The sequence below is a fragment of the Enterobacter hormaechei ATCC 49162 genome (assembly GCF_001875655.1).
In the GTDB taxonomy this organism is placed as follows: Bacteria; Pseudomonadota; Gammaproteobacteria; order Enterobacterales; family Enterobacteriaceae; genus Enterobacter; species Enterobacter hormaechei.
In genome coordinates this window covers 2,033,183-2,052,624 of record NZ_MKEQ01000001.1, presented here as the reverse complement: position 1 = coordinate 2,052,624, position 19,442 = coordinate 2,033,183, and the positions used below count along the sequence as shown (strand labels likewise).

Annotated in this window: 22 protein-coding genes; 5 read left to right on the top strand and 17 right to left on the bottom strand. The window is 54.3% G+C overall.

The genetic code is table 11. From position 1 onward, the window contains the following. Positions 1 to 127: 127 nt before the first annotated feature. Positions 128 to 664, top strand: a complete 537-nt coding sequence (gene hpt, locus BH712_RS10400) for a hypoxanthine phosphoribosyltransferase (protein ID WP_006810079.1) — start codon at positions 128 to 130, stop codon at positions 662 to 664. Positions 665 to 754: 90 nt separating this feature from the next. Here hpt and can read toward each other — a convergent pair whose 3' ends face one another. After that, positions 755 to 1,417 (bottom strand): carbonate dehydratase, encoded by a 663-nt coding sequence (gene can, locus BH712_RS10395; RefSeq protein ID WP_003856301.1) that lies wholly within the window; start codon positions 1,415 to 1,417, stop codon positions 755 to 757. 107 nt (positions 1,418 to 1,524) lie between these two features. On the opposite strand from can, the gene BH712_RS10390 reads away from it, so the two are divergent. The 4 genes from BH712_RS10390 to BH712_RS10375 all read left to right on the top strand — a co-directional run bounded on the left by BH712_RS10390 (position 1,525) and on the right by BH712_RS10375 (position 5,075). After that, positions 1,525 to 2,451, top strand: a complete 927-nt coding sequence (locus BH712_RS10390; RefSeq protein ID WP_003856300.1) for an ABC transporter ATP-binding protein — start codon at positions 1,525 to 1,527, stop codon at positions 2,449 to 2,451. Next, complete coding sequence (locus BH712_RS10385; RefSeq protein ID WP_006810078.1) at positions 2,448 to 3,218, top strand: ABC transporter permease; 771 nt, start codon at positions 2,448 to 2,450, stop codon at positions 3,216 to 3,218. Before BH712_RS10390 ends, BH712_RS10385 begins: the two co-directional genes overlap by 4 nt. A gap of 105 nt (positions 3,219 to 3,323) precedes the next feature. Continuing rightward, positions 3,324 to 3,764: a PTS sugar transporter subunit IIA gene (locus tag BH712_RS10380; protein WP_006810077.1), complete on the top strand. Its 441-nt coding sequence runs from the start codon at positions 3,324 to 3,326 to the stop codon at positions 3,762 to 3,764. Between the two features lie 63 nt (positions 3,765 to 3,827). After that, entirely contained in the window at positions 3,828 to 5,075 is a 1,248-nt protein-coding gene (locus BH712_RS10375) for a polysaccharide deacetylase family protein (protein WP_032673645.1), read from the top strand. A 1-nt stretch (position 5,076) separates the two neighbouring features. Here BH712_RS10375 and BH712_RS10370 read toward each other — a convergent pair whose 3' ends face one another. The 16 genes from BH712_RS10370 to thpR form a co-directional block, all read right to left on the bottom strand. Continuing rightward, a complete protein-coding gene (locus BH712_RS10370) occupies positions 5,077 to 6,183 on the bottom strand; it encodes a fimbrial protein (protein WP_006810075.1) in 1,107 nt (368 codons plus the stop codon). 21 nt (positions 6,184 to 6,204) lie between these two features. Next, the gene (locus BH712_RS10365; protein ID WP_006810074.1) at positions 6,205 to 6,807 is read right to left on the bottom strand and encodes a fimbrial-like protein; all 603 of its coding nucleotides are present in this window, start codon (positions 6,805 to 6,807) and stop codon (positions 6,205 to 6,207) included. Between the two features lie 23 nt (positions 6,808 to 6,830). Continuing rightward, positions 6,831 to 7,376, bottom strand: coding sequence for a fimbrial protein (locus tag BH712_RS10360; protein WP_032673789.1), 546 nt, complete (start codon positions 7,374 to 7,376; stop codon positions 6,831 to 6,833). Positions 7,377 to 7,400: 24 nt separating this feature from the next. Then, complete coding sequence (locus tag BH712_RS10355; RefSeq protein WP_006810072.1) at positions 7,401 to 7,970, bottom strand: fimbrial protein; 570 nt, start codon at positions 7,968 to 7,970, stop codon at positions 7,401 to 7,403. Between the two features lie 24 nt (positions 7,971 to 7,994). Continuing rightward, complete coding sequence (locus BH712_RS10350) at positions 7,995 to 10,604, bottom strand: outer membrane usher protein (RefSeq protein ID WP_006810071.1); 2,610 nt, start codon at positions 10,602 to 10,604, stop codon at positions 7,995 to 7,997. A gap of 58 nt (positions 10,605 to 10,662) precedes the next feature. After that, positions 10,663 to 11,385 (bottom strand): fimbrial chaperone, encoded by a 723-nt coding sequence (locus tag BH712_RS10345; protein ID WP_006810070.1) that lies wholly within the window; start codon positions 11,383 to 11,385, stop codon positions 10,663 to 10,665. A gap of 61 nt (positions 11,386 to 11,446) precedes the next feature. After that, positions 11,447 to 12,031 (bottom strand): fimbrial protein, encoded by a 585-nt coding sequence (locus tag BH712_RS10340; protein WP_032673642.1) that lies wholly within the window; start codon positions 12,029 to 12,031, stop codon positions 11,447 to 11,449. Positions 12,032 to 12,495: 464 nt separating this feature from the next. Next, a complete protein-coding gene (gene panD / locus BH712_RS10335) occupies positions 12,496 to 12,876 on the bottom strand; it encodes an aspartate 1-decarboxylase (RefSeq protein WP_006810068.1) in 381 nt (126 codons plus the stop codon). Positions 12,877 to 12,908: 32 nt separating this feature from the next. Further along, on the bottom strand, positions 12,909 to 13,760 hold the full coding sequence (panC, locus tag BH712_RS10330; RefSeq protein WP_006810067.1) for a pantoate--beta-alanine ligase: 852 nt from the start codon (positions 13,758 to 13,760) through the stop codon (positions 12,909 to 12,911). Positions 13,761 to 13,771: 11 nt separating this feature from the next. Continuing rightward, complete coding sequence (gene panB / locus BH712_RS10325; RefSeq protein WP_006810066.1) at positions 13,772 to 14,563, bottom strand: 3-methyl-2-oxobutanoate hydroxymethyltransferase; 792 nt, start codon at positions 14,561 to 14,563, stop codon at positions 13,772 to 13,774. A gap of 123 nt (positions 14,564 to 14,686) precedes the next feature. Continuing rightward, positions 14,687 to 15,166 carry a 2-amino-4-hydroxy-6-hydroxymethyldihydropteridine diphosphokinase gene (gene folK / locus BH712_RS10320; protein WP_006810065.1) on the bottom strand — a complete coding sequence of 160 codons (480 nt, stop codon included), beginning with the start codon at positions 15,164 to 15,166 and terminating at the stop codon, positions 14,687 to 14,689. After that, complete coding sequence (gene pcnB, locus BH712_RS10315) at positions 15,163 to 16,560, bottom strand: polynucleotide adenylyltransferase PcnB (protein ID WP_071850070.1); 1,398 nt, start codon at positions 16,558 to 16,560, stop codon at positions 15,163 to 15,165. Before pcnB ends, folK begins: the two co-directional genes overlap by 4 nt. Before the next feature lie 42 nt (positions 16,561 to 16,602). Continuing rightward, entirely contained in the window at positions 16,603 to 17,493 is an 891-nt protein-coding gene (gene gluQRS, locus BH712_RS10310; RefSeq protein ID WP_006810063.1) for a tRNA glutamyl-Q(34) synthetase GluQRS, read from the bottom strand. 59 nt (positions 17,494 to 17,552) lie between these two features. After that, positions 17,553 to 18,008 (bottom strand): RNA polymerase-binding protein DksA, encoded by a 456-nt coding sequence (dksA, locus tag BH712_RS10305; protein WP_001155232.1) that lies wholly within the window; start codon positions 18,006 to 18,008, stop codon positions 17,553 to 17,555. Between the two features lie 176 nt (positions 18,009 to 18,184). Further along, positions 18,185 to 18,889 (bottom strand): DNA/RNA nuclease SfsA, encoded by a 705-nt coding sequence (gene sfsA, locus BH712_RS10295; RefSeq protein ID WP_006810062.1) that lies wholly within the window; start codon positions 18,887 to 18,889, stop codon positions 18,185 to 18,187. Then, a complete protein-coding gene (thpR, locus tag BH712_RS10290; protein WP_006810061.1) occupies positions 18,879 to 19,433 on the bottom strand; it encodes an RNA 2',3'-cyclic phosphodiesterase in 555 nt (184 codons plus the stop codon). The genes sfsA and thpR overlap by 11 nt, the downstream gene beginning before the upstream one ends. Between the last annotated feature and the right edge of the window lie 9 nt (positions 19,434 to 19,442).

Sequence of the window (19,442 nt, the reverse complement as noted above, 5' to 3'; positions counted from 1 at the left end):
ATATTGCTTTTATAACTCATACGCCAGGGTTATCCATTTGCTGGTATAATGGCTGGCTTGCGTATCGATGCCGGAGCGAGAGTCATCCGCATTGAGAGATTTTCACTAAAATCATTTGGTTAGTAATATGAAACATACTGTTGAAGTGATGATCCCGGAAGCCGAGATCAAAGCGCGTATCGCCGAACTGGGTCGTCAAATCACCGAACATTACAAGGACAGCGGCAGCGAGATGGTGCTGGTCGGTCTGTTGCGTGGCTCTTTCATGTTCATGGCAGACCTGTGCCGTGAGGTGCAGGTGCCACACGAGGTCGATTTTATGACCGCCTCCAGCTACGGCAGCGGCATGTCCACAACCCGTGATGTGAAAATCCTGAAAGATCTGGATGAAGATATTCGTGGCAAAGATGTGTTGATCGTTGAGGACATCATCGACTCCGGCAACACGCTCTCAAAAGTGCGTGAGATCCTGAGCCTGCGTGAACCAAAATCACTGGCGATTTGTACCCTGCTGGATAAGCCTGAGCGCCGTGAAGTGCAGGTGCCGGTGGAGTTTGTGGGTTTCTCCATCCCGGACGAATTCGTGGTGGGTTACGGCATTGATTACGCGCAGCGTTATCGTCATTTGCCGTATGTTGGCAAGGTCGTGATGCTGGACGAGTAATCGTGGCGTGTTGCCCGGTGGCGCTCCGCTTACCGGGCCTACGAAAGGCTCTTGTAGGCCGGGTAAGGCGCAGCCGCCACCCGGCTTTGTTTATTTGTGGTTAACGTGCTTAAGCTTGAGGTTGGCAATTCCCGAGCGGTAACGCTGTTCCAGCGTTTCACGGTTGGTGGCGGTCACTTCCAGATTGCGCAGCAGGCCGTCGTGAATACCGTACGCCCAGCCGTGGATAGAGACCTTTTGCCCGCGTTTCCATGCCGACTGCATAATGGTAGAGTGGCCCAGGTTATACACCTGCTCCATCACATTCAGCTCACACAGCGTGTCGAGACGGCGCTCCTGCGGCATTTCGCCCAGCAGTGAGCTATGTTTGAACCAGATATCACGGATATGCAGCAGCCAGTTATCGATTAACCCCAGCTCTGTATTTTCGACCGCCGCCTGTACACCGCCGCAGCCGTAGTGGCCACAAATAATGATGTGTTCAACCTCCAGAACGTCAACGGCATACTGAACAACCGAAAGGCAGTTGAGATCGGTATGAATAACCAGGTTAGCCACATTGCGGTGAACAAACAGTTCGCCCGGTTCAAGACCGGTCAGACGTTCGGCGGGGACGCGGCTGTCGGAACATCCAATCCAGAGAAAGCGCGGATTCTGCGCCTGTGCGAGTTTTCCAAAAAATCCGGGGTCTTCCTCCACCAGCATTTTTGACCATAGTGCATTGTTGCTGATGAGTGTATCTATGTCGTTCATGGAGGTTAGCGACCTGTAACCAAGTGATTGCGTTGCGCTACTATAGGGTAACCCGACTTTTAATGAAACCACACAACGTGTGTCAGAACTTAAGGTAAGTTGAATTCATGGCGATTGCACTGGAGCTTGAACAGCTCAAAAAAACCTACCCGGGGGGCGTTCAGGCGCTGCGCGGGATAGATCTTAAAGTCGAAGCGGGAGATTTCTATGCGCTTCTGGGGCCGAACGGGGCGGGGAAATCCACCACCATCGGGATCATTAGCTCGCTGGTCAACAAAACCTCGGGCCGCGTCAGCGTGTTTGGCTACGATCTGCAAAAAGATGTGGTGAACGCCAAGCGCCAGCTGGGGCTGGTGCCGCAGGAGTTCAACTTCAACCCGTTCGAGACGGTGCAGCAGATTGTTGTTAACCAGGCGGGTTACTATGGCGTTGAGCGCAAAGAGGCGCTTGAGCGCAGCGAAAAGTACCTGAAACAGCTTGACCTGTGGGAAAAACGTAACGAGCGTGCGCGGATGTTATCCGGGGGGATGAAACGCCGCCTGATGATTGCCCGTGCGCTGATGCATGAGCCAAAGCTGCTCATCCTCGATGAACCGACCGCGGGCGTGGATATTGAACTGCGTCGTTCCATGTGGGGCTTCCTGAAGGATCTGAATGATAAAGGGACGACAATCATTCTGACCACGCACTACCTGGAAGAGGCGGAAATGCTGTGCCGCAACATCGGCATCATTCAGCATGGCGAGCTGGTGGAAAACACCTCGATGAAAAATCTGCTCTCCAAGCTGAAATCAGAGACTTTTATCCTCGATCTGGCGGCGAAAAGCGCCCTGCCTAAGCTGGAGGGGTATAACTATCGCCTGGTCGATACCTCGACGCTGGAAGTGGAAGTGCTGCGCGAGCAGGGGATCAACAGCGTGTTTTCTCAGCTGAGCGCGCAGGGCATTCAGGTATTAAGTATGCGTAACAAAGCGAACCGACTGGAAGAGCTGTTTGTCTCTCTGGTGCACGATAAACAAGGAGACAAGGCATGACGCATCTTTACTGGGTCGCGCTGAAAAGCATCTGGGCGAAAGAGATTAACCGCTTTATGCGCATCTGGGTGCAAACCCTGGTGCCGCCGGTGATCACCATGACGCTCTACTTCATCATTTTCGGTAATCTGATTGGTTCCCGCATCGGTGAGATGCACGGTTTCACCTATATGCAGTTTATCGTGCCGGGCCTGATCATGATGGCGGTGATCACCAATGCCTATGCCAACGTGGCCTCGTCGTTCTTCAGCGCTAAGTTCCAGCGCAACATTGAAGAGCTGCTGGTGGCGCCAGTGCCGACGCACGTCATCATCGCCGGTTACGTGGGCGGCGGCGTGGCGCGCGGTCTCTGCGTGGGGATCCTGGTGACGGCGATTTCGCTGTTCTTCGTCCCGTTCCAGGTGCATTCGTGGCTGTTCGTGGCGCTTACATTATTGCTGACGGCGATCCTGTTCTCACTGGCCGGTCTGCTGAACGCGGTGTTCGCCAAAACGTTCGATGACATCAGCCTGATCCCGACCTTCGTGCTGACGCCGCTGACCTATCTGGGCGGGGTGTTTTACTCCCTGACGCTGCTGCCGCCGTTCTGGCAGGCGCTGTCGCACCTGAACCCCATTGTCTATATGATCAGCGGTTTCCGCTTTGGTTTCCTCGGCATTACCGATGTCCCGCTGTTCACCACCGTTGTGGTGCTGGCGGTATTTATCGTGGCGTTCTATTTGCTGTGCTGGTATCTGATCCAGCGTGGACGTGGGTTGCGTAGCTAAACTTCAGCCCGGCGACGTTCTGTCTGCCGGGCACTTTCTTTGACAGTTATCACCGTAAACTAACCTTCACCCGGGTAAACTACTCGCCTGCTAAGGAGAGACGTTATGCTGGGTTGGGTTATCACCTGCCACGATGAAGAGGCACAGGAAATGTTCCTGAAGCTGGAGGCCAAATTTGGCCCTCTGGCGCAATGTCGTGCGGTAAATTACTGGCGAGGGCTGAGTACCAATATGCTCAGCCGGATGATGTGCGACGCGCTGCATGAAACTGACACCGGTGACGGCGTGATTTTTCTTACCGACAGATCGGGCGCGGCGCCTTACCGTTCAGCGGCGTTAATGAGCCATAAGCACGATAACTGCGAAGTGATCTCCGGTATCAGCCTGCCATTACTTGAAGCGATGTATCCGCTGCGGGCAACGTTAAGCAGCGCTGAGTTTCGCCACGCCATTGTGGCGCAGGGTGCGCCGGGCGTGAGCAGCCTGTGGCACCAGCAGCAGAAGAACCCGCCTTTCGTCCTGCTTCACGATCTGTATAAGCATTAAACATTGGTATTGATGTCGCTTTTGCTACAATGGCGACTGATTTTCCGTGTCGATTTATATCCCATGCTCATGCGCCTTATCTTTATCCTTCTGCTACTGGTTTCCGGTGGAGCGTCTGCCAGCCTGACCAGTCAGCAAGGCCTACCTGCCCAATATATGCAAACCACCGAAGATGCGGCCATCTGGGCGCAGGTGGGAAATGCCGTCGTGAACGTGGGCAATGTCCGCGCCGGGCAGATCCTCGCCGTCTTTCCGGCCGCGGCGGATTACTATGAATTTCGCTTCGGGTTCGGGACCGGTTTTATTGATAAAGACCACCTTGAGAAAGTGCAGGGTAAGCAGCGCGTGGAGGATAGCCTGGGCGATCTGAACAAGCCGCTCAGTAATCAAAACCTCATCACCTGGAAAGATACCCCGGTGTATAACGCTCCCAGCAGCGGAAGTGCGCCGTTTGGCACCCTGAGCGCCAACCTGCGTTATCCGATTCTGAATAAGCTGAAAGACCGCCTGAACCAGACCTGGTATCAGATCCGCATCGGTAACCGCCTGGCGTGGATCAGCAGCCTGGATGCCCAGGAAGATAACGGCATCCCGGTGCTGACCTACCACCATATCCTGCGTGATGAAGAGAACACCCGTTTTCGTCACACCTCCACGACCACCAGTGTGCGCGCGTTCAGCAACCAGATGACCTGGCTTCGCGATCAGGGTTACACCACGCTGACGATGTACCAGCTGGAAGGCTACGTGCGTAATAAAATGAACCTGCCCGCGAAGGCGGTGGTGATTACCTTTGACGACGGCCTGAAGTCGGTGAGCCGCTACGCGTATCCGGTGCTGAAAGAGTATGGCTTCAATGCGACGGCGTTTATCATTTCGTCACGAATCAAAGGCCACCCTCAGAAGTGGGACCCGAAATCGCTACAGTTTATGAGCGTTCAGGAAATCAAGGCCATTCAGGATGTGTTCGACATTCAGTCTCACACCCACTTCCTGCATCGTGTGGATGGGTATAAACACCCTATCTTATTGAGCCGCAGCTATCACGTGATCCTGTTCGATTTTGAACGTTCGCGCCGGGCGCTGGCGCAGTTTAATCCGCGCGTGCTCTATGTTTCGTACCCGTTTGGCGGGTATGACAATAAAGCGATAAAGGCGGCCAATGATGCCGGTTTTCATCTGGCGGTGACAACGGTGAAAGGGAAGGTGAAGCCGGGGGATAATCCGTTCTTACTGAAACGTTTGTATATTTTAAGAACGGATTCGCTGGAGACCATGTCGCGGCTGATCAGCAATCAGCCGCAGGGGTGAATCATAAATAGTTTATGGTGAAGGTGGCGATGCCCCGGTAATTGCCTGGCTTAACGGGAGTAGCCCAGTCCCTGCCCATCCATGCCTCGAACGGCAGATCGATGCTTGAGTTGGTCCCTGAAACGTAACTGCCACCTTCGCCGTATAAGGGCACGTACACAAACGCCGGGTCATTGATGTCTCCACCATTCGGAGGGTTAGTAATGAATATCTTCGAAAACCCGGCGACGACGCCTGTCGCCGCATCTGACGATGTCAGCGAATTGGGGATGTACGCGCCGGTCCCGTCAGCCGTTTTGGACGTCACCTTATACTGAATAGCCGTCACGTTATTACAGCCCCTGAGTTGAAGGCTGAAATACTTTCGTGGGAAAAAGGACGTATCCCTGATATCGGAGGCCATCACTTCGCCAAAATCGACGGTATTAGAGCCGTTATTCACCATTGCCGTTTGGCAGGTTGATGCCGAAACGGGAATGCTGAAGCTGGCCGTCGTGACCTCAAACCACCAGGGCAGGTTGTCGCTGTCAGTGTGATTGCCAATCGACATACCGCCGATCCGCTTCGATGCCTGCGGGGTGATTTTTGTGCTGTAGTTCAGGTTACCGCTAAATTCCTGGGTCTGATAAAGCTTGATCTGGATCTTCCAGTCTTTACTTTCGTTTGGCGCCTGAACGCCCAGCGATGCCCATTTACCGTTGGTCGTCTTAAACCAGGCTCCGGGGTTATTATTGCTATAGACGCGAACGGCATAATAAATCCCTGGTATGTTGGTGGGCCATTTCGCCACATCCTCACCGAAAGAGTCATAGGTAATATTCTCCATCCCTTTGCCATCACCACCTGGGTCACACTCAGACCAGAGAGGAGGAGTCAGCTTTGCCTCGTAAGGCCCGCCAATTTCTATAACATTGGGGTGGTCAAACTGTAGCTGCTCTATGAAATAGACCGGCGTGCTTGAGGTGCCGTTGATAATGGTGGAGGTGCCGCCTTCACCTTCTGCGCCAAAATGGCATTCATTGGCATAGGCATAGCTTTGCACCAGGCACAACGCCCCAATGAGGAGCTTTGTCAGGGCAATTACATCTATTTGTCCTTTTTGTTTCATGAGTATCTTTTCCCTTTTACTCTAGTTGTACGTCGCATCGACAACGACGCGGCTGGTGACTTTCCCGGCCTTAACCGTGCCGGTGTTCTGCAAGCGCGCGTAGAACTGATAGTCTTTCGCCCAGCTGCCCGTTCCGGCATCCAGCACCACGCTGGAGGTGCCGTCGGCATTGAGGACGTTGGTATTTAAAGCTTTCGAAAATATCACCACGCCGGTATTTTCCGCGCCCCCTTCGGCGACGGGCGTTTCATTGATAAACACCTGGCGGCTTGCGGTCGGCCACTGTTTGCTTTGCGGCTGGAAGCTGAAATTCAGTTTTTGCACGCTCGCGCCGTCATCCCCGCAGCTTTCCACCCGGACCTTAAAAAGCGTGCCGGAGGCGGCGTCTGTCGGCATCAGGCGGTTGCTGCCGTCCGGGTTATAAAACCAGTATTTACTCACCGTCGGTAAATGCACCTGACCGTCGTCAGGGATCGACACCTGGCAGGTGTTTTCGACAATGTTGGCATTGAGTGTAATATCCATGCCTGTCTCAGCGGACAGGCATGGGGCAGACCAATACCAGGTTAGCAGTGCGGCCAGGACGGTGAATCTTCTTAGCACCTTTTGATGGTTGTGCAACATGGCTGTTCTGCCCCTGTATTGTGTTACTGGTAGGTCACAACGAAAGTGACCGGCACGCTGACGTTACCCGTCGTGACTTTATCAATCGTTTGACCTTTGGCTAACACAATGCGCGCCGCTAAATCGAGCTTCGCCGCTCCGCTGCTGATGGTCACCTTTTGGTCTGTCGGCGTGTTACAGCTTAAAAGGGTGCCGTTGCCCGCTGTCCCTTTCCATACTTCGAATGCCGTGGCATTACCCGCTGCGAAGGAGTCACCGTCAGCATTCGCACCGGAACAGGATTTTTTTTGTACCGTCACGGTGGCCGTTTTCACGCCTGCGCAACCGGAAAACGCGATCTTGAAGGGCTCGCTGCGGCTTTGTGCAACCAGGTCTGATTTGAAAACATCACCAAAGGGCAGCGTGGAAATGGCCTTACTGCTGGCGTCCTGAATCTGTGCGGTACAGGTACCGGCCTCAATCGTAGAGGTAAATGTCGCCTTCACGCTGCTGGTACCGGTAATGGCGCTGGCGGCACCAGAGAACAACCCCGCGGAAACGGCCAGCGCAATCAGGGTGGACGGTTTCATTTTCATCATTGCGTATCCTTCCGCTTATTCGTAAGTAAAGTTAAAAGTAGCGATGGCGCTAAAGTTACCGGTCGTGGCTTTCCCAGCCTGGGTCTCAACCAGACGCGCCACCAGCGGTACTTCTTTGCTGCTGATTTCTGCCGTCGTCCAGACCAGACGTTTGCTGTCATCGGTAGAGTTAACTTCAAACGGCGCATCTGGCGCGGAAACACGCGCAACGGTCACTGCCATGTAATCCGCAGGGGAAGTGGTGGCCGCATTGACAATGCCTGCTTTAACATACCCGGATGCTGAGCCTGTTACCGTGGTTTTCAGCTTCGCCAGGCTGGCCGGGCAATTAACAATCTTCAGCTTGAACGTGGTACTTGCCGCATCCGAGCCGCTGACGATATCTGCCAGACTGGTTTTACCGCCAGTACCAATGGGAATGGTATTATTGTTTCCATCACCGGTGCCGCCCTCGATTTTCATGTCGCAGGTGGTTTCACGCAGCGTTGCCGTAAACGTGACGTCAAGGCTTGCGGCCATCGCCTGTGAGCTCAGCGCCAGCACCAGCAGGGTGCTGAGCGGCGTCAGTAACATCATTTTCTTCATTCAAATTAACTCCCTGTTAAAAAATCATTGCATCTGACATGTCTGGTTGGTGAGCATGGTTGTCAGCCCCACTTTCTGTGCCGATGCCGTAATCCGGTAGGTGACGGTGCAGGCGTTGTTCACCTCGTTGCCCCACACCACGCGTAACGTGCCGCTGTCTTCAACGCCGCGCACGTAGGCCTGGCCCGCCTGTCCGACGGAACCCACCGACTGACCCTGTTCATTAAGCACGTCCGCTCCGAGCGGAATAAAACTGTTGTCGGAACGATGCAGATCGAGCAGCAACGAACGCCCCTGATCGGTTTCGAAATCCACGCGCAGAACCGCGCCGCTGCGCGGCACCGCCACTGTACTGGTGCTTTTCACCTCGACGTCGGACTCAAGCTGCGAGATATCAATCCCGACCGTGTTTTCACGGTAGGCGGAGAGATACGGCATGATGGCGTAGCCGGAGCTACCAATGACGCCGTCACCCACGGTCAGGTGAGCGCCTTTGGCGCCCGGTGCGCTGACCAGCGCCAGCGTGTCGGTATCGCCAATGCTTCCCGGTGCCAGCGTAATACCGCCGGAATGCACCAGCATGCCGCCGCTGTAGCTCAGGGAGTACTGACGGCTGTTGTCGTCAGAGGCGGAGGCCGACAGGCTGAGCGGGCCATACGGGCTGTTATAGTTACCGTAACCGCCGATCTGGTTAAGATCGCCGCTGTTTGCCCGGCTGGTGCTGGTGTTGACGCTGTAGCTGAAGCGGTAATCGTCGGTGTTACCATTCGCGCTGGTGTTAAAAGAAGTACTGTCTTTGAAGTCCGAGTTCATGTTGGCCGACACCGTCGAGAATCCACCCGGACGTTTGTTATGGCCCAGCAGATTTTCCAGCGGGATCGTCAGGCTGAGATAGATGCTGTCATTCTTTTCACCGTACTCATCGTAGGTTCGCTGAAGGGAAACGCTGTAGCTGCCCAGCCAGAAGCTGTTGTTGTAGCCGACGGAGAACTGTGAAGAGGAGCTGGACTCTGTCCAGTAGTCCTGCCAGCTTCCGGTGGCGTACAGCGAGCCGTAATCCTCCTCTCCAACGCGAACCGGCTGGCTGACGTTGAGCTGGACCTGGTTCTTCATACGCTGGAAGTGGTTATACACATCTTCGCCGGTGTCGCCCGGGTTACGTTCGGTATCGCGATACTTCACATCTTCCGCCAGCGATGCGGCGTCGTTCAGCGTCAGGAAGTCTTCCGTTGAGAAGCGGTAGGCCGCGACGTTAAACGAGGTGTTGGTATCTTCCAGCAACTTACTCCAGGAGAGGCGGTAGCTCTGGCCTTTCAGCTTGCCAATGCCATCCACATCCGCATCGGAGTGGGTGACATCCAGCGCAAAGGCACCGATGCGGGTATTCATCGCCAGACCGAGCAAGCCAGACCAGTAGCCGGTGTCCATATATTGCATACCCGCATAGCCGGTAAACAGGCTGCTCAGACCGTAGTAGCCCGTCAGGTAGCCGACGCGCGGTTTATCCCGCATGCCGGTATCGTGCAGTTCGCCCACGCCGATATCCCAGCGGCTATAGCCCGGGCGCAGCATCTGGCTGACGGACGAGTAGGGCACCGAGAAGGTGCGCTTGCTACCATCAGACTCTTCAATGGTAACGATCAGATCGCTGCCGTAGCCGGTGGTGCTGAGATCGTCGATCTCAAACGCGCCCGGTGGCACCGTGCTTTCATAGATTTTGTTTCCGCCCTGGGTGACGGTGACCTTGGCGTTGCTGTTTGCCACGCCGCGTATGGTTGGCGCGTAGGTGGAAATCCCGCCCGGCAGCATACGGTCGTCGTTATACATGCGCAGACCACGCAGGCTGAACGAGTTAAAGGTTTCACCGCGGGTGTAAGAGTCGCCAATCAGCATCTGCGCGCGAAGCGCCGTGATGTCTCGCTGTAGGTAAACTTCCTGGCTGGAATAGTCGGTACCGTCGTCCTGATCCCAGTCGAGCATTCCGCGCGAGCGCAAACGCCAGGGGCCCAGATTCAGACCATACTTCAGCCCCGCGTAGACGGTGTCTTCTGAGCCGCTGGAACCTTCGCTGTGCCAGGCGTTAAGATCGTAAGAGAGCATGCCCGCGGTTATGCCATCATCCCAAAGGGAAGGATCGACATAACCGCCGGGGCGGCGATCGATATAAATTTGCGGCACGCTGAGGCTAAGCTCCTGGGTGCCCGGATCGTAGTCCCAGGACGACCCCGGCAGAGCCTTGTCGAGCGTAAGGCAGCTCTCCTGTGCGCGATCGTCGAAACTCTCCTCGCTTGTCACCTCTTTCAGACGCGCTTCTTTTACGCCTGCTTGTAGCAACAGTTTCGCCGTAAAACACGGGGTAGCGCGCGGCGTACCGTTATCTTTAAAGGTGAAATCGGTCAGCAGCTTTTTCTGTCCGTTAAGGGTGACCTGCGTTTTAAACGTGCCGGGCACCACCGGGTTGCCCCGGGAAAAGCGGCTAACATCAATGCTTGTTCCGGTATTGAACAAAAACTGATCGTTGAATTCGACCTCTTCGCTCTCTGAAGATGGCGCAGCCGGGGCTTCAGCGGCATAAGCTGTAGTCTGTAGGGCCGTGCAGATGGCAAGACAAAGTAATGAGCGGCGAAATAACATACAATCACTAATCCGTTAGCGGCTAAAAGTTGAACGTCAATTTTTGTTGGTATGGCGATCAATTCACGTTTGCGTCGTGGTTTTCAGAGCCACCATAATCATTGATTGAGATGTAGGTGACTTTGGAAATTCGCGCTGATGCAGCTTCTTTTACGCTGTAGCTCTGGGTGGCAAACGGCGAAACGTAGTGCGGCTCAATCTCAATTTTCTTGCCGCCGATCGTGGCGTCCATTCTCGCTATCGAGACATAGAACGGAGAGTCGTTACGCGCCGTCAGGGTGCTGCCTTGCTGGGACCATTTCAGCTGGCCAGCCGCGACTGCCGGTTCGCCTTTCAGGCCGTCCGGGCGATAAAACATTTTGATACGCGTGCGGAATGCCAGTTGCAGCATATTCTGCGCATCAACGTCTTTGCTTTTTGGTGGTACTTCCAGCACGTTAAACCAGTACATTGTTTCTCTGTCTGCGGGCAAAGGCTGACCAAGATAGGTAATACGTACCGTCTGGCCTTTTGCCGCGTCAACGCGGGAAACCGGCGGCGTGACGATAAACGGCAGCTTTATTTCCTGTGGGTTAGCGGTGTCACGGCCATCATCCAGCCATGTCTGAACTAATAAGGGTTTATTACCGCGGTTTTCCATTTTTACCGTCACGTCTTTTGCCGACTGCGGGTAAATAACGCGGGTGCCGGAGATAACAATATCGGCAAAGGCTGAATGGGAAACGCAAAAAGCCGCACTTAACATAAGCGCGGTGAAACACGTTTTAATGGGGCGCATCATATTTATCCTTAAACAAAAAATGCGCCCACCTCATCCGTGAGCGCATGTATTAATCAAACGATTACGGGTAGACCATGGTGAAGGTTGCGTTGCTGCTGACTTTACCGGAAGTGATGTCATTGGTGCCTGACTTCCAGTCTGCGCTCGGTACGTACGCAACGCGGTAAGCCAGGGTGCCTTCGCCTGCGGTAATGTCCACAGTCTGTGTTGCTGTGCCCGGCTGGCCCACTTTGATACGGTCGGTCAGGGCTGCGGTGTTGTTGAACAGCGCCAGGCTGACGTTGTTAGCCGCGCCAGCCACGGTTGGGTCAGTTTTCAGCGTACCGTTTGACAGGTCTGCGAACTGCTGGGAGGTAAATACGGCGGAGGCCTTTTTCACGGTATCCGGGCATTTGCTCAGGTGCAGTTCAAACTCCTTAGAACCCACGCCTGCGTCAACGGTGGTTTTTTCCACGTCAGCTTTTTTAACAACTGGCAGGGTTACGGTGACGTTGTTGGCATCAACGCCGTTGTTGGTGGTGATTACGCAGGTGGTATCGGTGACCGCACCATCAAAAGTAATCACGCCAACGTCAGCAGCCATGACCGAAACAGAACCCATTGCCATAACCGCCACAGCAGTAGCTAAAATCGTTTTGTTAAACATGTTAAACATCCATTTATAAAAAAATATTTGATTTGCCGCTAAATATTTGTTCTGTGAATTCATAGAACAGACTAATGATAATATTATTTTATCGGCGTTTAATATTTAGTTTTTATTAGGTTGTCATTAAGCAAAACTATATCTTTTGAATAATATTATATTTTATGTAAGTGAAATTAGATGGTTAAGACACTGAATAAGATTTGCGTTTAATAATGTTTGAGAATGTATAATTATATTTCAGTTTTGCGGTGAATATATTATGGGCGTGATAAAGGTTTCTCTTTGGGGGGGGGGAATTAAGGGGTGAAAATTGTCAGGGCAATGTCCCTTTATTGCAAGCGAAATTATTTCAATGGTGTAAAATTGATAATGAAATATTTCTGTGAAATATAATTTATATATATGGAATATGAGAGAGAAGGGAAAAGGGCTGTAAGGTTTACAGCCCTGAAAGGTGAGGATCAGGCTACCTGAACCGGAATGGCTTTCGCGGTGCGTTTCATGTCGTTGTCACCTTCGAAGTAGGCGACTTTCGGCTGCCAGCGGCGCGCTTCCTCATCAGACATCATGACAAAGCTGGCAATAATCACGATATCACCTACATCTGCGCAGTGCGCCGCAGCGCCATTAACAGAGATGATTTTCGATCCGCGCTCGGCGGCGATCGCATACGTTGAGAAGCGTTTGCCGTTGTTTACATTCCAGATATCTATGGCTTCGTTTTCAAGAATACCCGCCGCGTCGAGAAAATCCTGATCTATCGCGCAGGAGCCTTCATAGTGCAGGTCGGCCTGGGTGACTTTCACACGGTGAAGCTTACCTTGCAGCATTTTGCGAATCATTACGTTTACCTTCAATTTTCAGGAGTGAAGAACTACACCAGCTCAACGACTTTATTATCAATAAGGCGTGCCTGACCGAGCCATGCCGCCACCAGAATCACCGCGCGTTTGCTGGACTCCGTGAGTTCAAGCAGCGTATCCGCATCACGAATTTGAATATCATCAGCGCGCAAGCCGTTGTCGTTCAGCGACTGTTCCGCCAGAGCGACGATCTCCTCGGAACTTAACGCTTTCGCCAGAAGCTGTTCGGCCATGGTGTTCATCACCTTGCTTAAGCCCGGCGCGATCTTGCGCTGCTCGGCGGTTAGATAGCCGTTACGGGAGCTGAGCGCCAGACCGTCTTTCGCACGCACAATCGGCACGCCGACGATCTCAATGTCGTAGCCCATGTCGGCAACCATTTTGCGGATCAGCGCCAGCTGCTGGAAATCTTTCTCGCCAAAGCAGGCGATGTCCGGTTGCACCAGGTTAAACAGCTTGCTGACGATGGTGGAAACGCCGCGGAAATGGCCTGGACGGCTTGCTCCTTCCAGCATGGTGGAAATGCCCGGAACGTCAACGAAGGTGGCTTCGTCGGTGCCCTGCGGGTAGATATCCGCCGGGGCCGGTGCGAAGACGATATCCGCATGACGTTTTTTGAGCTTCTCACAATCTTCCTGAAGGGTGCGCGGATAGCGTGCCAGATCGTCGGCGCGGTCAAACTGCATTGGGTTAACGAAGATACTCACCACCACGATATCTGCCCGCGCACGCGCCTCATCGACCAGCTTCATATGGCCGTCATGCAGATTGCCCATGGTTGGGACCAGGGCGATACGTTTACCTTCCTGACGCGCGCGACGAATATGCTGGCGGAGCAGCGGCAGGGTTTCAATGATTAGCACAACGAGACTCCTTAATGGAAACTGTGTTCTTCGCCCGGATAGACGCCGGACTCAACCTCGGCAATATACTGCCGCACAGCAGCACGCATGTCGCCTGCTTCTGTCAGGAAATTTTTGGCGAATTTTGGAATGTGTCCGCCGGTGATCCCGAAGGCGTCGTGCATGACCAGGATCTGGCCATCGGTCACGTTGCCCGCGCCGATGCCGATCACCGGAATCGACAGCGCCTCCGTGATACGCCTGGCCAGTTCAACCGGCACGCACTCCAGCACCAGCAGCTGCGCGCCTGCGGCTTCCAGCGCCACGGCATCATCAAACAGGGTCTGCGCCGCATCGCCGCGTCCCTGAACCTTGTAGCCGCCAAAGATGTTGACAGACTGCGGCGTCAGGCCCAAATGGCCACAAACCGGCACGGCGCGCTCGGTGAGCATTTTCACCGTATCGACCAGCCAGGCGCCGCCTTCTATTTTGACCATATTGGCACCGGCGCGCATCACTGTCGCCGCATTTTCGAAGGCCTGTTCCGGGGTGGCGTAGGCCATAAACGGCAGATCGGAAAGCAGCAGGCAGGCGGGGGCACCCCGGCGCACGGCGCGGGTGTGGTAAGCAATATCCTCGACCGTGACCGGCAGAGTGGAATCATGTCCTTGTACCGTCATCCCTAACGAATCTCCGACCAGCATGACGTTGATCCCTTCTTCGGCAAACAGTTTTGCGAAGCTGTAGTCATACGCGGTGATAGTGGCGAAGCGTTTTTTTTCCTGTTTGCATTTCTGCAATAAGGAGATGGTGGTTGGTTTCATACTGTTTCCTGATGACCCAAAAGCGAATCTTTGCGCATTCTAACAGTAACATTCGAGGGAACAATGATTTTAGGCAATCGATTAACCACAAATAATGAATGGCTAATCGATGCGGAGACGGGATTACCAGCGGGCCGGTTTATCCGCGTTGAGATGTTGCAGAACGGCTTGCAGCGAGGTGCCGTCAGGGAAGGTGAGATCGGGCGCGACTTCAAACAGCGGCCAGAGCATAAACCCCCGATTTTTCATGTCGTAGTGCGGAACGGTGAGGCGTTCGGTGTTAATCACCTCGCGACCGAAAAGCATAATATCGAGATCGAGCGTGCGCGGTCCCCAGCGTTCGGCTTTGCGAACGCGACCCTGCTGTAGCTCAATACGCTGGGTATTATCCAGCAGCGTTTCTGCGTCAAGGGTCGTTTCCAGCACCACGGCGGCGTTCAGATAATCAGGCTGATCCTGCGGGCCGAGCGGTGGCGTACGGTAAAATGAGGAGAGCGCAACAATGCGGCTGTGGGGGATCTCCCCCAGGGCCTGCACGGCAGCGTTAACCTGCTCCAGCGGAGAGGCCAGATTGCTGCCGATGGCGATATACGCAAGGGTCATGCCGTGCCTTCACGACGCGGTGCGCGCTTACGCGGGCGACGGTGACGACGGCGCGGTGCCGGCTCATCATCCAGATCCGTAAGCATATCTTTCTGCTCCGGTGGCGCAGAAACCTGAAACTCGCCCCACCACTGCGCCAGACGCTGTAGCTCCTGATTCCTTTCAACTTCAGCACGCAGAGAGAGGAGATCGAACGCGGCGCGGAACTTCGGATGCTCCATCAGCTTCCAGGCGCGTTTACCCTGACGGCGGGACATACGCAGCTGAAGCTGCCAGATATCACGCACCAGCGTGGTGATCCGTTTCGGGATCGCCAGCGTGCGACAGCCTTCGTCCAGCACGTCGTTTGCCGCCAGCGCGAACGCATCATAATAGGCGAGACCGCTCTCCTGGGTGATGCGCTGCGCCGTTTCCAGCAGCGGATACCAGAACATGGCCGCGAACAGGAACGCCGGATTCACACGCATATCGTTATGAATACGGGTATCCGTGTTCTTCAGTACCTGCGCAATTATCCGCTCCATTGCGCTGTCACCGTTTTCGGTGAAGTAGCGGGTAATGGTCGGGAACAGCGGCTGGAACAGGTTGTATTCACGCAGCAGATTGTAGGTTTCAAACCCGTAGCCTGCCTGGAGCAGCTTTAACGACTCCTCAAACAGACGGGCAGGGGGCACGTCGTTAATCAGCGTCGCCAGGCGCGGGATCGGCTCTGCGGTTTCCGGGCTGATGCGCATATTCAGCTTGGCGGCGAAACGCACGGCGCGCAGCATCCGGACCGGATCTTCGCGATAGCGCGTTTCCGGCGTGCCGATCAGGCGAATCAGGCCATCTTTCAGATCCTGCATGCCGCCAACGTAATCGCGTACGGTAAAGTCCGCCACGCTGTAGTAAAGGCTGTTGATGGTGAAATCGCGACGCTGGGCATCTTCTTCAATAGAGCCGAAGATGTTGTCGCGCAGCAGCATGCCGTTTTGGCCGCGCTGGGAAGTCGTGCGATCGTTGACGCCCGCTTCGTGATGACCGCGGAAGGTCGCCACTTCAATAATTTCCGGCCCAAACATCACGTGCGCCAGACGGAAACGGCGGCCAACCAGACGGCAGTTGCGGAATAATTTACGCACCTGTTCAGGCGTGGCGCTGGTCGTCACGTCGAAATCTTTTGGTTTTTTGCCCAGCAGTAAATCGCGAACCCCGCCGCCGACGAGATAGGCCTCGTAGCCTGCTTTATTCAGACGATAGAGCACCTTGAGGGCATTTTCACTGATATCTTTGCGGGAAATATTGTGCTGCTCACGCGGAATGACCGACATGTGTGGCTGTGCAATAGCGTCGTTCGCCATGCTCTCTTCGCGGCTCAGCACTTTACGGCAAAAATTAGCGACTCGGGTAAAAATAGTACACCTCGTAGTGTGTTTTGTTATCAAAAAAGCGGCTAATCATAGCTCAGCGCAACGCATTTGAGAATGCTGGATTTTTGGCACGGTCATAAGCGACCAGTCAGCAATCGCCCTTTTCAGCAATTCATCCAGACTCAGCTCCTGCCATTCCTGCGTTACATTCTGGTTGAGAAATCGCAGCGCGTCGATCAAAACCGGGCGCGGATCGCCGTCAGGCAGCGCCGGGGCATGATTCTGTTTTGACAGCTTATTTCCCTGTTCATTGACCGCCAGCGGCAGATGGATGTAATCCGGCACCGTCCAGCCAAACTGCTGATAAAGCGATATTTGCCGCACGGTAGGCTCAACCAGATCTGCCCCACGCACGATTTCCGTGACGCCCTGGAAATGGTCATCAACCACCACCGCCAGGTTATAGGCAAACAAACCATCACGACGGTGAATAATAAAATCTTCACGCGCCAGGCGTTCATCCGCCTGAATGGTGCCTGAGAGTGCGTCGGTAAACTGCATCACCGGAGAACGCTGTATCAGCCGTACGGCGGCATTTTCAGGGCCGTTGTGCCGCGTACGGCAGTGGCCGTCATAAACGCCACCTACGCTCTGAATACGCGCGCGCGTGCAGGTACAGTTATAGGAAAGGCCCTGTTCAGCAAGCCACGCCAGACGTTCACGGTAGGCATCATGGCGCTGAGACTGCCAGAGTACCTCGCCGTCCCAGTGAAGACCGTAATGTTCCAGCTGACGCAGAATAGTTTCTGCTGCACCGGGAACTTCACGCGGAGGATCGATATCTTCAATGCGGACCAGCCATTTACCCTGACGGGCGCGAGCCTGTAGGTAGCTGCCGAGCGCGGCAATTAATGAGCCGAAGTGTAATTCACCGGAGGGAGATGGCGCAAAGCGCCCAATATAGTGAGATTCAGACATATCAACGGTAACAAGGCGGGAGAGACTCCCGCCTTAGCAGAGTAGTGAGAGGGCAGGCGTTAGCCAGCCATCTGTTTTTCGCGGATTTCTGCCAGCGTTTTACAGTCGATGCACAGATCGGCTGTTGGACGCGCTTCCAGGCGACGAATGCCGATTTCAACACCGCAGGATTCGCAGTAGCCAAAATCTTCGTCCTCGACCTTCTTCAGCGTTTTTTCGATCTTTTTGATCAGTTTGCGCTCGCGGTCACGGTTACGCAGTTCGAGGCTGAACTCTTCTTCCTGAGCGGCACGGTCGACCGGGTCCGGGAAGTTAGCAGCTTCATCCTGCATATGTGTAACGGTGCGATCGACTTCATCCCTGAGTTGATTACGCCATGCTTCAAGAATACGCTTGAAGTGCGACAGCTGGGCTTCGTTCATATACTCTTCGCCCGGCTTCTCTTGATACGGCTCCACCCCAGCGATGGCGAGAATACTCAGGGACGATGTTTTACGGTTTTGCCCTTCTTGCATGTTGCTTCTCCTTAACACGCACTATCGATCCCCGTGTTGGGGGAAAAATCAGGTCGCTATAAATAGCAGATGCTTTTCCGTATGGCAATTATCTAAACGTAACACTTGACAACCCTGTGAGGAAAAGCGTATTTGCGCACGCGGCCAGAACACTTATTAGTCAATCGTCTAATCCCTTATAAGACAATGGGAAGAGACGATCTCAGAGTCATATTATCGGCAGAAAGTTCCGCTTTATAAGCGAAAATCTCTACCCCCTGCTTTTGTGCCTCATTCAACAATTGCGCGTATTTAGGATCAATATGACGGGCCGGGGAAAACCGTTCAATGGCTGAATGCAGAACCGCAAACAGCAACACGGCGCGCTTGCCCGCCGCCGCTACACTCATTAGCTCTCGCAGATGCTTCTGGCCACGTAGCGTTACCGCATCCGGAAAGAAGCCGTTTTCCTGTTCCGCTAACGTCACTGATTTCACTTCAATATAGCACTCAGGCCGGTCTTCCGCCTGTAACAGAAAATCAATTCTGCTGCCTTCATCGCCATATTTCACTTCGCTTTTTTGCGTGCCGTAACCAATCAGTTCAGGAAAAATTCCATTTGTCAGGGCTTCCTTAACCAGCTGATTTGCGCGCAGGGTATTCACGCAAATAAATGCCCCGTTTTGCGTCTCGGTCATTTCCCAGGTATGGGGATATTTGCGTTTAGTATTTTCTGATGTGGAATACCAGACCGTGTCACCCGGCGTGGCGCAACCGGTCATGGCACCGGTGTTGGGGCAGTGCAGGGTGAGCGTTTCGCCCTCAGGCGTGATCACGTCAGCGAGAAAGCGTTTGTAACGCTGGATCAGCGTGGCGGGCTGGAGGGCAGGGCTAAACTTCATCAGAATTCCTTAGCGTGTCGCCCAGCGTCCAGCGCTGGAGCGGCGTATAGCGGGTGCGTCCTTGTACAAAGACAGATTCGTAAAGCGCAAATTCATTCACCTGAAAGGACCAGTGAAAGCCCGGTGGCGGGATAGCCGTGGCCTGACCCGCATCGCGCAGCAGGGTGATGTGGGGATGAAACGGCTGCGGGCTTTGATAACAGCCGCTGCGCGCGGCCTGCGCCCGCAGCATGTTTGCGAGCTGGAGCAGCCCTCGAGGGGGCTGACGCGTCCCCAGCCAGACCACCCGAGAGCGCAGCCATTGCCCGGCATCATCAAGATGCAGCGTAAACCCCGGCTGAGCAATGCGTCCGGCCATTGCGCTTAACGCACGCTGCTTTTCAGCGCTTACATCGCCGAGAAACGCTAACGTCAGGTGCATATTGGCGGCGGCGACGGGGCGGCCCGCGTCCGCGGGGAAGTGGCTGGCGCGCCAGCGAACAATTTGCCGTTGAAGCGTGGTGGGTAATTCAATGGCGAAGAATAGCCGTTTTGATTCAGACATGCGCAAGAC

Excerpts from the sequence above, each read along its gene's own strand:
- BH712_RS10360 (WP_032673789.1), bottom strand. The coding sequence starts at position 7,376 with ATGAAACCGTCCACCCTGATTGCGCTGGCCGTTTCCGCGGGGTTGTTC.
- BH712_RS10390 (WP_003856300.1), top strand. The coding sequence starts at position 1,525 with ATGGCGATTGCACTGGAGCTTGAACAGCTCAAAAAAACCTACCCGGGG.
- panD (WP_006810068.1), bottom strand. The coding sequence starts at position 12,876 with ATGATTCGCAAAATGCTGCAAGGTAAGCTTCACCGTGTGAAAGTCACC.
- BH712_RS10385 (WP_006810078.1), top strand. The coding sequence starts at position 2,448 with ATGACGCATCTTTACTGGGTCGCGCTGAAAAGCATCTGGGCGAAAGAG.
- panB (WP_006810066.1), bottom strand. The coding sequence starts at position 14,563 with ATGAAACCAACCACCATCTCCTTATTGCAGAAATGCAAACAGGAAAAA.
- BH712_RS10345 (WP_006810070.1), bottom strand. The coding sequence starts at position 11,385 with ATGATGCGCCCCATTAAAACGTGTTTCACCGCGCTTATGTTAAGTGCG.
- dksA (WP_001155232.1), bottom strand. The coding sequence starts at position 18,008 with ATGCAAGAAGGGCAAAACCGTAAAACATCGTCCCTGAGTATTCTCGCC.
- BH712_RS10375 (WP_032673645.1), top strand. The coding sequence starts at position 3,828 with ATGCTCATGCGCCTTATCTTTATCCTTCTGCTACTGGTTTCCGGTGGA.
- BH712_RS10380 (WP_006810077.1), top strand. The coding sequence starts at position 3,324 with ATGCTGGGTTGGGTTATCACCTGCCACGATGAAGAGGCACAGGAAATG.
- BH712_RS10350 (WP_006810071.1), bottom strand. The coding sequence starts at position 10,604 with ATGTTATTTCGCCGCTCATTACTTTGTCTTGCCATCTGCACGGCCCTA.
- BH712_RS10340 (WP_032673642.1), bottom strand. The coding sequence starts at position 12,031 with ATGTTTAACAAAACGATTTTAGCTACTGCTGTGGCGGTTATGGCAATG.
- folK (WP_006810065.1), bottom strand. The coding sequence starts at position 15,166 with ATGACCCTTGCGTATATCGCCATCGGCAGCAATCTGGCCTCTCCGCTG.
- thpR (WP_006810061.1), bottom strand. The coding sequence starts at position 19,433 with ATGTCTGAATCAAAACGGCTATTCTTCGCCATTGAATTACCCACCACG.
- BH712_RS10355 (WP_006810072.1), bottom strand. The coding sequence starts at position 7,970 with ATGAAGAAAATGATGTTACTGACGCCGCTCAGCACCCTGCTGGTGCTG.
- BH712_RS10370 (WP_006810075.1), bottom strand. The coding sequence starts at position 6,183 with ATGAAACAAAAAGGACAAATAGATGTAATTGCCCTGACAAAGCTCCTC.
- hpt (WP_006810079.1), top strand. The coding sequence starts at position 128 with ATGAAACATACTGTTGAAGTGATGATCCCGGAAGCCGAGATCAAAGCG.
- sfsA (WP_006810062.1), bottom strand. The coding sequence starts at position 18,889 with ATGAAGTTTAGCCCTGCCCTCCAGCCCGCCACGCTGATCCAGCGTTAC.
- BH712_RS10365 (WP_006810074.1), bottom strand. The coding sequence starts at position 6,807 with ATGTTGCACAACCATCAAAAGGTGCTAAGAAGATTCACCGTCCTGGCC.
- gluQRS (WP_006810063.1), bottom strand. The coding sequence starts at position 17,493 with ATGTCTGAATCTCACTATATTGGGCGCTTTGCGCCATCTCCCTCCGGT.
- can (WP_003856301.1), bottom strand. The coding sequence starts at position 1,417 with ATGAACGACATAGATACACTCATCAGCAACAATGCACTATGGTCAAAA.